A 13,914-nucleotide genomic window follows, 5' to 3' on the forward strand; every position below is an offset into this window, starting at 1 on the left:
TAAACAACGAAAGGATTAGCAATGGGTATCTTTGACAAGGCAAAGGAAGCACTGAACTCCGAAAAGGGCGAGGAAGTTACCAAGGAAGGCCTGGACAAGGCCGAGGACTTTGCCAAGGACAAGCTGGGCGAGGACAAGGCAGACCAGGTAGATAAGGCCCGCGATGCCATTGATGACAAGCTCGGCACCAATAATGACGGCGACGACGAGAACAAGTAGTTCTCGCCCTAGTTTCTAATTAAATATCGCTTAAGCCCCGTTCCAGACAGGAGCGGGGCTTAAGCCTATGTCTATGGCCGATTTTTCTGGAATACGCGGTCCGATTGGACTGGTGAAAAATGCGCTTTTTAAATCCAACCCTGAGTTTGGGCTTTCGTCGCAGCCTCATAGCGATTATTTGCATCGGTTTTTGTCATGATACTGGACACGACATTGCGTACACTGCCTGGACTAAGATGCACTTTGCGCGCCAGTTCTGAGGAAGTCACCCCAGATAATAAAAGCCGCGCGATTTCTCGTTCCCGGGGTGTGAGCGGGTTGTCCGGGGTAAAAAGACTTTCTCGTGCTAAGGCAGGATCGATCACCCGCAGCCCAGCCTTTACTCGGCGAATTGCCTCCGCGAGTTGTTCTGGGGGAGTGTCTTTGACTATGAATCCAGCGATGTCAGCATCAATAGCACGTTTTACATAGCCGCCACGGCCAAAAGTAGTAACGATGAGGCATTTGCATGGACCGCCGGAGAGCTCTTCAGCTACGTCTAGACCGCTCTTTCCAGGCATCTCAATATCGAGTAGAGCTACCTCCACATTGTGCTTGGCAACGAGCCCTGCAACCTCGTTGCCCGTTGCGCATTGAGCAACTACCTCGATATCTGGTTCGGTAGCTAGGAGAGCGACAAGGGCACCGCGAACCAATGATTGATCCTCCGCGATGAGGATGCGGATGGGTGGAGATGTATCAGCCATCGGACTCCACTTCACTGTCTAAGGGTAGTAACTCAGTATCACCATTCATAGTAATCAGCGCTACGGTGCGGTCGTCCTTCCTCATAATAATCAACTTTCCGCCGCTGTCCTTCATTCGCTTGTGCAGCCCGTGTAGCCCGCCACTTTGGTACTGCTTTTTCGGATCGAAGCCGCAACCGTCGTCTACGACTTGGAGCTTATTTTGGGTTATGCTAACCCAGCAGTTCTGTGCTCCTGAGTGGCGAATAACGTTAGTGGTGAGCTCACGTAATGCCCAGGAAAAGGCGGCGTCATAAAGTCCTACGGCTTGGACGTTGGCAGGAAGATGCGCTTGAATCCCTGTAGTATCGAATGCTCGTCGTGCTGCCTGAACTTCTCCTTCGAAGGTCGGCATACGCATCCGGGTAACTGTGGAGCGGACTTCTGCCAAACTCTTACGGGAAAGGTCACTTATTTCTTGAAGCTCGTTTCGAGCTCGAGTTGGATCTACGTCTACTAGCCGCTGTGCCAACTCAGATTTTAAATTGATGACGGTAAGCGAGTGACCGAGCAAATCATGGACGTCTGTGGCAATGTCTTCACGTTGGCGAGCGAGATCGAGTTGATGCTCTAAATCCGTGCGCGAGTCTTCTCTTTGAGACATTGTGCCTAGCAACACCAGCAAAATTGGCCAGCCGAATATCACAATGAATGTCCCTAAGAGGTCCTGCGAATCGACGCTCCATAAGGCACCTGTGACTACGAGTCCGGTAAGAAGTACCCATAATAATGCCCGACGCAACGGTAATTGAAACCCGAGGAAAGCAGCTAGATAGGGCACAAACGTCGTAGCATAAACTCCGAAGAAGGGTATGGAGATAAGTGCTATGAGCGCTAAGGCAGACCACCGAGCGGCCAAGCGATAACGTAAGTTCCAGCCCCGCGGGTAGTAAGTCACTGAACCAAAGCTGAAGAAATATAGGGCGCTGAAAGCGATAACACAGGCAGTGGAACCTAGGCGCTGCGTAGCGTCCACACCAGGCTGAGCGAAACTGAGAATTAAGCCGAAGAGCAGAAATATAAGCCAAACGCTAGCAAACACCGCATTATTTGTAGCGAATCCCTTGAAGGGCGAATGGAATGAATCCATTACATTCGTGATTTGTCGCGGTGGAGCAGCATTGCGCAGGCTCCGACGAAAATTGCGGTCCATACGGCGAAGTTTAGTCCCGCGCTCCACAAGGAATGGTTAACCGTGCCATCGGCATCATTGAGCAGTTGCATCCCTTCTGCCAACGGCCATTGAGCCAGCACTACTGGGCCAAAAGGGGTGTAAAGCGGGCAAACGCCATAAGTGAGGAAGATAGGGGGATAAAGACATTGGCGGCGAACAGCAGGAGGACAATAGAGGAAGAAGCAATGGCCACGGAGTTATCCGTCGGTAAAGCAAGTGCCCATATCATCCCATATAAGCCAAAGGGAATAGAGACAACAACGCACGCAAGAAAGGACAGAACCCATTGGTGGGGCTCCATGTCAGCTTTAGTTAATGCACCAGTGAGAAACACTGCTGCAATGGGGAGCAGAGCTTGCAATGCTATGGAGGTGATATTCGCCCAGAAGATCTGGTGAGGGCGCAGCGGAGTAAGCGCTAGTTGGCGTCTCCAACCGGATCGAGCATCAGTGACTGAAGCAGCAGCGGCTCCCACCGCACCGGCGACGCCGCCGTACAGGGCCATGCTGATCATTTGGAGAGCTGCAAAGTTACCGTTGTGAATGGGAAGGTTGCCAAAGTCCATTAGTGTGCCGAAAAGTAAATAGAAAAATACCGGCAAAATGGTGGTGAAAAATAGCGGGGCGAGGTTGCGGCGTAGCCGGAGGAAATTGTACCCAGCAAAACGCATTGTGTTACTAAACCCAGGCGCAGTGGAACTATTAGACATGGTTGGAATCTTTCGTTTGGGGGCTGGCGGGAGGAGAATTGGGTTAGCTGTGCTCATCGGTGAGCGCGAGGAAAGTATTTTCCAGACTATGAGCTCTAATGGTGAGGTCATAGGCGCCTGTGTGGTTAAGAAGATGGCGGGCCAGTGAATCTGAATCTGAGGTAGTCATTTGAATGTGATCTCCAGTGCGGGTGACTTCGGTAACGCCTGGTAGCGCACTCATTGGAGGGATACTGCCGTCAAATTGGGCCGTAATTCTTCGGACCTCGCCGCGGCTACGTATATCAATTACCTTGTCATCGGCCACAACTTCCCCTTTGTGCAAAAGCACTATCCTTTCAGCAAAATTGTCCGCTTCTTCGAGATAGTGTGTCGCGAAGAAGATGGTGCGACCGAGTTCAGCCTGGTGCTGCATGGACGCCCAAAAATCCCGGCGAGCGCCTGGATCCATACCGGCAGTCGGCTCGTCAAGGATGAGGATCTGCGGGTCACCGAGGAGCGCAAGCGCGAAACGAAGACGTTGTTGCTCGCCGCCGGAGCACTTGCCCACTCGTCGAGACAATATCGGTTCTAAGTTGGTGTGATGTGCGACCTCGCCAATGTCTAGGGGCTGGGCAAAGGTAGCGGAAATCATCTTTAAGGTATCGCTTACGGTGAGCTCGGGGAGAAGACCTCCGGATTGGAGCACCGCTGCTAGCTGTGCGTTGTTGATCGCTTCCTGGGGGCTTTTGCCTAGGACTGTGACAGTGCCGGAAGATGGTTCGGTAAGCCCCAAGATGAGGTCAATGAGTGTGGACTTTCCAGCGCCGTTGGTACCTAGCAACGCTACGATTTCCCCGGGGGCGATGGAGACTGATACGTCATTAAGTGCTCGCACTGAATGCGAGGAATTTGCTGCGAAGACTTTTTCTACGTCGCGTACTTTAATCGCTGGTGAGGAAATTGAGCTTGGGGTGCGTGTCGTTTTCATGTTTTGCACTTAACCAGGCTTGTGTTCGTAATAGCAGGAACTGTGTCACTAGGTTTCCATGACAATTGTCATCGGTGGATGCGTTAAGCTAGCTGGGTGCTTACTACTCTCGCATCCGCAATCGTCTTATTCATCGTCACCAATATCGACGATATCGTTGTTCTCTCGCTGTTCTTTGCCCGTGGCGCGGGCAGGAAGGGCACGACCAAAGCCATTCTTTTGGGTCAATACCTGGGATTTTTGGGGATCCTTGCGGTCTCCGTGGCACTTGGATTGGGGCTTAGCGCCATCCTTCCGGAAGACTGGATTCGCTTTTTCGGGCTTATTCCCTTGGCCATTGGCCTCTGGGCAGCCTGGGAGGCCTTTCGCGGGGAAGACGATGATGACGTTTCCGGAAAGAAGCTCAGTATTGCTGCGGTAGCCGGGGTCACCTTTGCCAATGGCGGCGATAATATCGGAGTGTACCTGCCAGTATTTACCACGTCTTCGCCCGCAGACATCGCGGTGTACTGCATCGTATTCCTCGTTTTGGTCGCCGGCCTTGTAGCGGTAGCGAAGTTCGTGGCCACACGGCCAGCCGTAGCAGAAGCACTAGAGAAGTGGGAGAGCGTGTTATTTCCCACGGTGCTTATCCTGCTGGGCATCGCCATCCTATTTGCGGTGTAGGCGAGGAATGCAGAAATCCCACGGCGGCGGAAATGAATCCGTGGCCGTGGGATAATTTGTCGGGCTAACAGGATTTGAACCTGCGACCCCTACACCCCCAGTGTAGTGCGCTACCAAACTGCGCCATAGCCCGGCGTCGCATTATTTGTTGCGACTGCCCTAGATTACATCAGGATAATTCCACAGTGAAATCTAGGCCGTGACCTGCATTAAAGCTCGCCGGTGGAATAGACCCAAGCGCCATTAAGGCGCCGGAAAGACGATCGCTCCCGCTGGGAGCCCACTGCCTCGCCCTTGTAGAAGGCCTCAAATTCCACGATGCCTTCATCGTCTACAAGACCACCTCGCTCGGTATCGAGGATATCGAGGCGGTAGAACCTGATGGGGGAGTCAGCCAAGTCCAATGAGCCCGGCCGAGTCACCGGATCCCAGGTGCGCAGGAGGTAGTCCTCATCGCCGCTGACGAAGGCGCTAAACCGCGAACGCATCAAGGCCTCGGCGGTGGGAGCTTTGGCACCGGCATGGTACTTACCGCAGCATTCGCCAAAGCTCAGCCCGCTCGTGCAGGGGCAGCGGCGGGAACCGGCGATGGGGTTGAGGGCCACCATTAGTTGGCGTCCACGACATCGGTGATGGTGGCGCCGACGGCCATGCGCTCGACATCAGTATCGCGTGCGGCCGCACGTAGTGCATCGACATCGGCAGCGCTCAAGGAGCCTTTTAGTTCGATGCGGCGCTCGAAGGAGGTGGTACCGGTTTGGGTGATGGTCACGTGAACATCGTCAAGCGCAAGCTTCTTGCCGACCTCCTTGATGGCCTGGGTGGAAGCAGATGCAAGGGCAGACATGAGCAGTCCGGTTGCGGTAAAGCCCTTACCCTTGCCGCCTTCCTTTTTGGTGCGATCCGCGGTCACGGAGTGATCATTGTGGCGGACCACAACGCCGAATTTGGTGCCGGTAGCGGGACGGGCAACGGCGGCATCCGTGCCCACTTCCTCAGGGTCATAGTCGGGAACGATAAACTGCCGCGACCAAGCACCGATCAGATCAGCGGCGCGGGCCGCCGTACCCTGTTTCGTGAGCAGGTGATCGGCCTTATCCAACGAGACGAGGGACTTGGGGTAGCGGGTCATGCGGAAGATATTTTGCGCATTGTCGATGCCCACCGTTTGGTCGATGGGGGAATGCAGGGACAAGAGGGGCTTGCGCAACCGCGGTAGATATTCTTCCGGATTGGTTTCTGCCAAATCCTCCAGGAATTTGCGCGAAATGGTCAGGGCCCTGCCGCCCAAGACGACCTCGACCTCACCATTAGCGTCTACCTCGCCGATCTTATCCGCGTAGTGCAGCACGGAGTGCGCGGGATCGAAGGGGGCGCCGATGGTGGCCACGGCGCGAATCTTTTTCATTGCCGTGGCGGCCTTGAGCACCGCTGCGCCGCCCAAGGAGTGACCAATGAGCATCTGTGGTGCGGAATAGTGTTCTTCTAGCCAGTCCGCGGCGGCGCGGATATCGTCGACATTCTGGTTAAACGTGGTGTCCGCGAACTCGCCTTCTGATTGCCCCAAACCGGGAAAATCAAAGCGCAAGGTTGCGATACCGAATTCCGTTAATTGCTTCGAGGTGCGGGCCGCGCCAGGGGTATGGCGCGAGCCGGCAAAGCAATGCGCGAAGACGGCGAAGGCGAGAGGGGGAGCATCAGGAAAGTCGATGGTTCCTGCCATCTCGGTTCCTCGGCTGGACGGCAGCTTAACATTGACGGATTGCATGGCACCTACAATAACGGCCCCATAAGTTCCAAGCCAGATGAGGTTGACTAGAGTCGTAGGCAGCCAGCCCCTAAAGGAGGAATTGTCGTGGGAGCATTCGATTGGTTCTGGAAAGCGATGGGCTCGCAAAGCGAGCGAAACGATAAGAAATCCAAGGCCATCGTGGATGAAGCTCGCTCCGCCGCGGAGAAACTCGCACAGAGCGACGATGCTGCCGTGGCTCAAGCCGCCCGCGATGCGGTGCGCGGCGGTGAGGTCGCAGACAAGGCGCAATTCCTCGGTGCCTTGGCCGTCGCGTGCGAACGCACCCTGGGTTTGCACCCGTTTACCGTGCAATCGCAGGCGGTACTGCGACTGCTTACCGGCGATGTCATTCAAATGGCTACCGGTGAGGGCAAGACACTCGTCGGCGCGATGGCCGCAACGGGTTTCGCGCTGACCGGAAAGCGGGTCCACGTTGTGACGGTCAATGACTACCTAGCCAGCCGCGATGCCGAGTGGATGCGACCTGTCGTGGAATTTTTTGGCCTGCAGGTAGCTTCCGTGACAGAAAGCATGAGCGCGGATGAGCGCCGCGCGGCTTATGCGCAGAATATTATTTACGCCCCCGTCAATGAATTGGGCTTTGACCTATTGCGCGATAATCAGATCACCGAACGCGCACAGACGGTGCAGGCTCCTGGCGATGTCGCCTTGGTAGACGAGGCCGATTCTGTCTTGGTAGACGAGGCCCTCGTGCCGCTGGTGCTCGCCGGAAATCGCCCCGGTGAGGCGCCCACGGGCCAAATTACCAATGTGGTCTCCCGCCTCCGAGAGAACCACGAGTACGTCATCTCGGATGATGGGCGCACGGTGCAGCTTACCGATGTCGGCGCAGCCCGCGTAGAGCGAGAGCTCGGCATCGATTCCCTTTATTCCGAGGACACTATCGGTACCGTCCTAGTCAAGGTCAACTTGGCGCTGCACGCAAAGGCGCTGTTGATCCGCGATATTCACTACATCGTGGTGGACGGCAAGCTGCAGCTTATCGATGCCTCCCGTGGCCGCGTCGCCGATCTGCAACGCTGGCCCGACGGGCTGCAGGCAGCTGTAGAGGCCAAAGAGGGCTTGGAAGTCTCTGAGGGCGGGCGCATCCTCGATACGATTACCCTGCAAGAACTCATGCGCCGGTACCCGCTGGTCTGTGGAATGACGGGTACTGCGGTAGAGGCCACCGACCAGCTGCGGCAATTTTATGACCTGCACGTCTCCGTCATCGATCGGAACAAGCCCTTGCGGCGCTTCGATGAGCAGGACCGTATTTTTGCCACCATAGGGGAGAAGTCGGCGGCCATCGTCGAAGAAATTGCCCGCCTGCACGATGCTGGTCAACCAGTGCTTGTGGGAACCCAAGACGTGGCGGAATCAGAAAATTTGGCTGAGGCCTTGCGCGATAGAGATATCGAAGTCAATGTGCTCAACGCCAAAAATGACCGCGAAGAGGCACAGATAGTTGCCGAAGCAGGCGATATTGGGCGGGTAACTGTCTCCACACAAATGGCCGGCCGCGGTACCGACATCAAGCTCGGTGGTGCCGATGAGGCCGACCACGATGAGGTGGCCGAGCGCGGCGGCCTTGCCGTGATCGGAACCTCTCGGCACCGCACCGCGCGGCTCGATAACCAGCTGCGTGGGCGTGCAGGGCGGCAAGGGGACCCAGGCTTGGCCCTGTTTTTCGTCTCGCTGGAAGATGATGTGGTGCAACAAGGCGGCGCTGGGGAAAAGGTCAGTGCGCAACCTGGCCCTGGCGGGCTCATCGAATCCAAACGGGTGCAGGACTTTGTGGCCCATTGCCAGCGGGTAACAGAGGGCCAATTGCTAGAGATTCACGCGCAAACCTGGAAATATAACCAGCTCTTGGCGGATCAGCGCATCATCATCGATAAGCGCCGTGCAACGCTATTGGATACGGACCAAGCCTGGCAGGAACTAGCCGAGCGCGCCCCAGAGCGGGCGAGCGAGCTTGCGGATATCCCGGAGGCGGCGCGCATCCAGGCGGCGCGCGAAATCATGCTGTATCACCTAGACATGGGCTGGGCCGATCACCTCGAGCTGCTCGATGATGTGCGCGAATCCATTCACCTGCGCGCCATCGCGCGCGAGACCCCGATCGATGAATATCACCGCATTGCGGTGCGCGAGTTTAAGGACTTGGCGCAGCGGGCGGTGGATCAGTCAGTAGAGACCTTCAGACAGGTGCCTATTGACTCTGAGGGGGCACACCTTGCAGACTCAGGATTGAACCGTCCAAGCGCAACGTGGACCTATATGGTCTCTGATAACCCCCTTGCGGGGCAGGGAAATTCCGTGTTGAGCGGCATCGGAAACATTTTCCGGTGAAATAATTGCCCACTGAGAGATCACAGACTCGGAAGAGTCGCTATTATTGGTATAAGTAACTCAAAACTAATCCCCGGAGGTAACAATGAGCGAGAACACCGGAACCCCGGAACCACAGGTGGAGACCACCTCTGTATTCCGCGCTGACCTGCTCAAGGAAATGGAAAATGGCACCAAGGGAACCGATACCTCTGCGGTAGGTACGGAAAACTTGGAAGATGGCCAGGCGTTGCTCGTCGTCAAGCGCGGCTCCAACGCCGGTGCCCGCTTCTTGCTTGACCAGGACACCACCACGGCGGGGCGCCACCCGGAGGCAGATATCTTCCTGGATGATGTCACCGTTTCCCGCCGCCACGCTGAATTCCGCAAGAATGATGAAGGCCAATTCGAGGTTGTAGACGTGGGATCCTTGAACGGCACCTACGTCAACCGCGAGCCGCGCAATTCGCAGGCGCTCGAGGTTGGAGATGAGATTCAAATCGGTAAATTCCGCCTCGTATTCATCACCAAGCAGGACTAAAACCGCAGCAGACAAACCGTTTTGCCGGACTCGGTTAAAGCGGTTTAGTCTCCTTTTTATATCCAACGACTACTGAGACACTTTTAAAGAGATAGACACAGTGAGCGCAGCAGAATCCGCGGCGGCATCAGCTCGCCGCAAGAGCCCGAACACGAAGAAGGCTAAGACCATGTCCATTGGCGTGGTCTTAGAAACGCTGAATCAGCAATTCCCTGATGTCACTGTGTCTAAAATCCGCTTCCTCGAATCAGAGGGGCTGATTTCTCCCCAGCGCACTGCCTCCGGCTACCGCCGGTTCACGCAGGAAGACGTGGATAGGCTGCGCTATATCTTGACCACACAGCGGGATAACTACACCCCGCTCAAGGTCATTCGCGAGCAGCTGGAAGCAATGGATTCCGGCCAGGTCACCGCCATTGTTTCTGCTGGCAATGCGGAGACCTTGCTGTCCCCGCAGCAGTTCAAAGCACCCGCGGTAACGCGCCTGACCGATGCCGAGGTAGCAGAGCAGGCGGGGGCATCGGAGGCGGATATTGCCTCTTTTATCAAGGACAAGCTGATTAAGCCGGATGCCGCAGGATTTTTCAATACCGATGACGTGGCCATTGCCTCTGCCGCAGTTGCACTGCAGGCTTTTGGCTTTAGCTCTAGCCAGCTGAAGTCCCTGCGCAATAGCGCCCGCCGCCAGGCGGATTTAATCTCCCAAGTCGCAGCCCCCGTAGCGCACTCGAATTCCGATACCGCACACCAGCAGGCAGAAGAACTATCCCAGCAGATGACGGCGCTAGTGGTTTCCTTGCATGCCACCTTGGTAAAGACGGATTTGCGCCACGAATTTAACGCCTAACTCACCATGGCCGCCTCCCGTGTGGGAGAGTGGTAGCTATGAGTGATGTAACCCTTGAATTTCACGGCATTCACCAGCTTGGGCCAGAAGATGATGTCTGCGCACTGCTGCGTTGGCCCGAAGAAAATCGCCTCATTCCCGTCTGGCTTTCGGCCGTAGACGGAATCCAATTGGCCGCCGTTTTTGCTGACCAGCGCCCGAACCGCCCCACGACCCACGATCTTCTGTGCGAGGTCTTGGAGGCTGCAGGTGGCGTCGAAGCCATCGAGATTGTCAACCATCATCAAGGCACCTTCATGGTGGATATTCAGACCGCGCAAGGTGAAGTTTTTGATGCGCGTGTAAGCGATGCCTTGGCGGTAGCCGAGTATTTTAAGGTGCCCATCGTTGCCGAATCTGCGCTCTTGGCGCAGGTATCCGTCTTCGCCAGCGAGGAGGACATCAAGGAATACTTCGACCTTGAGCTTCCTACCCCCACGCAGGACTGGGAAGATAGCGATGCCTCCTCTGCCGAGGAAAGTACTTCTGCATCTGGAAACGCGCAGGCCGATGCCGATTTCGAAGAGATGATGCGCAGCCTTGGCATGGATGAATCCGATTTCCACACGGGGGAAGAAGACGAAAAAAAATAATGACACGCGTGTGACTAATGGTGACAATGTGGTTTTTAAAGTCTAAAGTTGTACTCGAAGGTTAAGCAAGCACCGCTTGACGGGGGTGTGCGCTTGGCATTTAATTGATCTTTAGAGCTTCCAACAAACCCCATTGGAGTAATTACGTGAGCATCACCGAGGACACTCAGTCCGAGTCCCAGTACGTCCAAGAATCCCTCTTTGATGTGGGACCGGACGAAGAAGTGGGGTACCGCGTGCCCATTGCCTGCCAGGTTGCTGGCATTACCTACCGCCAGTTGGATTACTGGGCACGCACCAACCTGGTCAACCCCTCCATTCGCACTGCCCGCGGTTCGGGTTCGCAGCGCTTATATTCTTTCAAGGACGTCTTGGTCCTGAAGATTGTGAAGCGCTTGCTTGATACCGGCATTTCCCTGCAGAACATCCGTCTGGCGGTGGAATCGTTGCATGACCGCGGCGTCAATGACTTGGCGGAGCTTACCCTCGTCTCCGATGGCACCACCGTGTACGAGTGCCGCTCCAATGATGAGGTCATTGACCTGCTGGCCGGCGGCCAAGGCGTCTTTGGCATCGCAGTGCCGGGAATCTTGAAGGAACTGTCTGGCACGATTACGTCCTTCCCCGCAGAGCGCATCGAGGAATTGCCCGATGACAATGTGGTTGGCCTAGATGAGCTAGCCGCTCGCCGCAACCGCAAGAGTTCCTAAGCCCCCTATAGGTTCTCCCTCCAGACCCCAGCTCACGGGGGTGGAGGGAGTTTTTATACCAAGGCTTGGCTCCTAGATTCTAGGGGTCGCTGCAACGATGATGGTTACTTTGGTTTGTTGCTACGTAATCACACTGTGGACGATAAAGGGAAAGGCCTCCCTACCTAATAAGGAACTTGAATCATTAGGTTTAGATGAATACTCGACCTCGCCCAGCGGTGCTTCTAGTGCAGTCACTAATGAAGGCGGGGGAGCTTTCCGATCTCTTAGGTACTCTTGATGCGCCTTGGGCTATAGATACGACAGGGGCCTCAGTTCATACATGGTATGAAATTCGTCAAAGCACGATAGTTCAACATATTTCACCAAATTCTTCAACGCAATTTCCCGTAGTAGTAGATCCTTTTTGGATCCCATTCTTGGGAATCATTGGTGGAAATCTCCCGCGTCATGCGTTGACCCAGATGGCTAGGCGGAAGATCAATAAAGAGCTAGTTGAGCACGTTATAAAACAGGCAGAACAAGCAAGGGTAATTATGAATTTTGATTATGACCCAGAAGCTGATGCAGCCTATCTAGCTATAGCGCAGCCAGGCACCCTCTCTGAACGGCAGATATCAGCAATAACTATAGAAGAAATGGAAGGAGAAATAGAGATAGATATCGACGAAAATGGAAAAGTTATTGGTATCGAGTTCGTGAATGCCTCCTTGATTCTTCCGTCAGCCTTCCTAAATAAAGCAAACCGGATATCATAGGCATCATCTAAAGGGGCGCCGCCGAGATAGAATATCTTCTCCTGCGCAGGTTTCTGCAAAAATAGGTCCCAGACCCCATCATCACGTGTAAAAGACGTCCATAACAGGCTAGCCCAGTTCACAGGATCACCTCGTGATCATGTCCACGGCTTTGATTTATCCGAATTGCTGATCCGTACTCAGATGAGCACTCGATGACTTGCAACGTAATGATGTATTCACACTAAACGTCCTTGGCTGTAGCTCCTCCGCAAACGCAAACTCCTCCAGGCCTGCAGGGCTTGCGATTTGTTTTGAGCCGCGTATATCTCCTTCAACGCTTGACACGCGTCCTTGTGATCCACATGGAACCCATCCTGGTTCGCCAGCTCAGCACAGGCATGAGCCAAAACGATGCCCCTTCATTGATTTGGATTCATATGCCAAGCACACGGCTTGTGGCCGTTCGTGTCTACCCTGACAGTCAGTTAGGTAGGGGCCCGACCCCCGGAAAGTGGACACATCGGGGGTTAACTATGCGACTTTAGCTAGTATAGCTGAAGTCTCGGCTTCAAAGACATCAGGAGCCACAAGATTGCACCAGGAGTGGCGCCTGCGGGTGTTGTAGCGCATGCACCACCGGAAGACTTCCTGACGGCAGATAATGGGATTATCAAAGACTTTCCGATCACGCAGCACTTCACGTTTTAAGGTGGCGTTAAATGACTCTGCCAGGGCATTATCGGCACTCGTTCCCACCGCGCCCATGGATTGGCGTACACCCAGCGACGAGCAGTAGTTTCTAAACGCTTGTGAGGTGTACACGCTGCCGTGATCGGAATGGAAAATAGCCCCGTCAAGACTGCCACGCACACCGTGTGCGTGGGCTAGGGCATCGATGACCAGTGAGACACGCATGTGGTCTGCGAGTGCATAACCTGCAAGTTTCCGTGAATAGGTGTCAATGACTGTAGCCAAATACATGTTTTTGCCTCCCTTGCACGGCAGGTAGGTGATGTCGCCTACATAGACGTGGTTCGGCCTGTCAGCGGTGAAATTGCGGCCTACTAAATCTGGCATGACACGGTGGCCAGGCTTGCGCTTGGTGGTGATGCATCGACGTCGTTTGGTAAAGCCTTTGATCCCCATCGATTTCATGATGCGTGCGACCTTCTTATGATTGGTCGGGCCGAGGTCCGTATCGTCGTTGAGGCTTGCGGCGATGCGTTTGGCACCATAAAGCCCGTGCTCATCATCGAAGATGGTCTTGATTCTTGCACCAATAAGAGCATCAGAGCACATCTTTAACCTGCGATTTTCGCGGGTATTGACCCATTTGTAGAACGAGGAGCGATTGAGCTTTAACACATGGCACATCCGCTTGACCGAGTACTCGGTTCGGTGGTCATAGACAAACTGGAAGCGGATCACCAGCGTGTCTCTTCGGCAAAATATTTGGCGGCCTTGCGCAGAATATCGCGCTCTTCGCGCAATTTTGCGTTCTCTTTTTCTAGCTGGCGGATTCGCTCGGAATCATTCGCCGCTTGGGCTTTATCGTGCATGGCCTTTGTGCGAGCACGTTTGCCGGTGCCGTACTTTTTGACCCAAGAATGCAGCGAGGCTCGATTGATTCCGAGCTCGGCTGATGCTGAGTTCAGCGAGAGGTCCTCATTGTTCTCATAGAGGGCCACGGCATCGCGTTTGAACTGTTCGGAGTACCTGGACATGGTGGTAGATTACCAATCTTGCCAGCTCGACTGGGCTGGATATCAGGTGTCCACCACATGGGGGTCAGGTC

At 54.8% G+C, this 13,914-nt stretch carries 15 protein-coding genes and 1 tRNA gene; 8 read left to right on the forward strand and 8 right to left on the reverse strand.

Features of this window, described 5'->3' with window-relative positions:
* Positions 1-21: 21 nt before the first annotated feature.
* Positions 22-219 (forward strand): antitoxin, encoded by a 198-nt coding sequence (locus HMPREF1287_RS02415; protein WP_005279274.1) that lies wholly within the window; start codon positions 22-24, stop codon positions 217-219.
* Positions 220-347: 128 nt separating this feature from the next.
* Here the strand turns inward: HMPREF1287_RS02415 and HMPREF1287_RS02420 are convergent, their stop codons facing one another.
* From HMPREF1287_RS02420 to HMPREF1287_RS02435, 4 genes are all read right to left on the reverse strand, one after another.
* Positions 348-965, reverse strand: coding sequence for a response regulator transcription factor (locus HMPREF1287_RS02420; protein ID WP_005282866.1), 618 nt, complete (start codon positions 963-965; stop codon positions 348-350).
* Positions 958-2,094: a sensor histidine kinase gene (locus tag HMPREF1287_RS02425; RefSeq protein ID WP_023028788.1), complete on the reverse strand. Its 1,137-nt coding sequence runs from the start codon at positions 2,092-2,094 to the stop codon at positions 958-960. Before HMPREF1287_RS02425 ends, HMPREF1287_RS02420 begins: the two co-directional genes overlap by 8 nt.
* A 163-nt stretch (positions 2,095-2,257) precedes the next feature.
* On the reverse strand, positions 2,258-2,887 hold the full coding sequence (locus HMPREF1287_RS02430; protein WP_232218805.1) for an ABC transporter permease: 630 nt from the start codon (positions 2,885-2,887) through the stop codon (positions 2,258-2,260).
* A gap of 43 nt (positions 2,888-2,930) precedes the next feature.
* On the reverse strand, positions 2,931-3,857 hold the full coding sequence (locus HMPREF1287_RS02435) for an ABC transporter ATP-binding protein (protein WP_023017536.1): 927 nt from the start codon (positions 3,855-3,857) through the stop codon (positions 2,931-2,933).
* A 96-nt stretch (positions 3,858-3,953) separates the two neighbouring features.
* Here HMPREF1287_RS02435 and HMPREF1287_RS02440 point away from each other — a divergent pair, with 96 nt between their 5' ends.
* Complete coding sequence (locus HMPREF1287_RS02440) at positions 3,954-4,523, forward strand: cadmium resistance transporter (RefSeq protein WP_023017535.1); 570 nt, start codon at positions 3,954-3,956, stop codon at positions 4,521-4,523.
* Positions 4,524-4,582: 59 nt separating this feature from the next.
* Here HMPREF1287_RS02440 and HMPREF1287_RS02445 read toward each other — a convergent pair.
* The 3 genes from HMPREF1287_RS02445 to HMPREF1287_RS02455 all read right to left on the reverse strand — a co-directional run bounded on the left by HMPREF1287_RS02445 (position 4,583) and on the right by HMPREF1287_RS02455 (position 6,291).
* Positions 4,583-4,656 (reverse strand) — tRNA-Pro (locus tag HMPREF1287_RS02445).
* A gap of 76 nt (positions 4,657-4,732) precedes the next feature.
* Entirely contained in the window at positions 4,733-5,131 is a 399-nt protein-coding gene (locus tag HMPREF1287_RS02450; RefSeq protein WP_023017534.1) for a YchJ family protein, read from the reverse strand.
* Complete coding sequence (locus HMPREF1287_RS02455; protein ID WP_023017533.1) at positions 5,131-6,291, reverse strand: alpha/beta fold hydrolase; 1,161 nt, start codon at positions 6,289-6,291, stop codon at positions 5,131-5,133. The genes HMPREF1287_RS02450 and HMPREF1287_RS02455 overlap by 1 nt, the downstream gene beginning before the upstream one ends.
* An 87-nt stretch (positions 6,292-6,378) precedes the next feature.
* On the opposite strand from HMPREF1287_RS02455, the gene secA2 reads away from it, so the two are divergent.
* The 6 genes from secA2 (at position 6,379) to HMPREF1287_RS12680 (ending at position 12,137) form a co-directional block, all read left to right on the forward strand.
* Positions 6,379-8,670: an accessory Sec system translocase SecA2 gene (secA2, locus tag HMPREF1287_RS02460; protein ID WP_023017532.1), complete on the forward strand. Its 2,292-nt coding sequence runs from the start codon at positions 6,379-6,381 to the stop codon at positions 8,668-8,670.
* A gap of 85 nt (positions 8,671-8,755) precedes the next feature.
* Positions 8,756-9,190 carry an oxoglutarate dehydrogenase inhibitor Odhl gene (odhI, locus tag HMPREF1287_RS02465; protein WP_023017531.1) on the forward strand — a complete coding sequence of 145 codons (435 nt, stop codon included), beginning with the start codon at positions 8,756-8,758 and terminating at the stop codon, positions 9,188-9,190.
* Between the two features lie 100 nt (positions 9,191-9,290).
* Positions 9,291-10,037 carry a MerR family transcriptional regulator gene (locus HMPREF1287_RS02470; protein ID WP_023017530.1) on the forward strand — a complete coding sequence of 249 codons (747 nt, stop codon included), beginning with the start codon at positions 9,291-9,293 and terminating at the stop codon, positions 10,035-10,037.
* Between the two features lie 38 nt (positions 10,038-10,075).
* Positions 10,076-10,669: a bifunctional nuclease family protein gene (locus tag HMPREF1287_RS02475; protein ID WP_023017529.1), complete on the forward strand. Its 594-nt coding sequence runs from the start codon at positions 10,076-10,078 to the stop codon at positions 10,667-10,669.
* A gap of 146 nt (positions 10,670-10,815) precedes the next feature.
* Positions 10,816-11,379, forward strand: a complete 564-nt coding sequence (locus HMPREF1287_RS02480) for a MerR family transcriptional regulator (RefSeq protein ID WP_005282882.1) — start codon at positions 10,816-10,818, stop codon at positions 11,377-11,379.
* 194 nt (positions 11,380-11,573) lie between these two features.
* On the forward strand, positions 11,574-12,137 hold the full coding sequence (locus HMPREF1287_RS12680) for a DUF2283 domain-containing protein (protein WP_023017528.1): 564 nt from the start codon (positions 11,574-11,576) through the stop codon (positions 12,135-12,137).
* 513 nt (positions 12,138-12,650) lie between these two features.
* Here HMPREF1287_RS12680 and HMPREF1287_RS02490 read toward each other — a convergent pair.
* A protein-coding gene (locus tag HMPREF1287_RS02490) for an IS3 family transposase (RefSeq protein ID WP_156905094.1) occupies positions 12,651-13,843 on the reverse strand; the annotation gives its coding sequence in 2 pieces (ribosomal slippage) (positions 12,651-13,564 and positions 13,564-13,843; 1,194 coding nt in all).
* Between the last annotated feature and the right edge of the window lie 71 nt (positions 13,844-13,914).

Source organism: Corynebacterium sp. KPL1986 (assembly GCF_000477975.1).
Taxonomy (GTDB): Bacteria; Actinomycetota; Actinomycetes; order Mycobacteriales; family Mycobacteriaceae; genus Corynebacterium; species Corynebacterium accolens.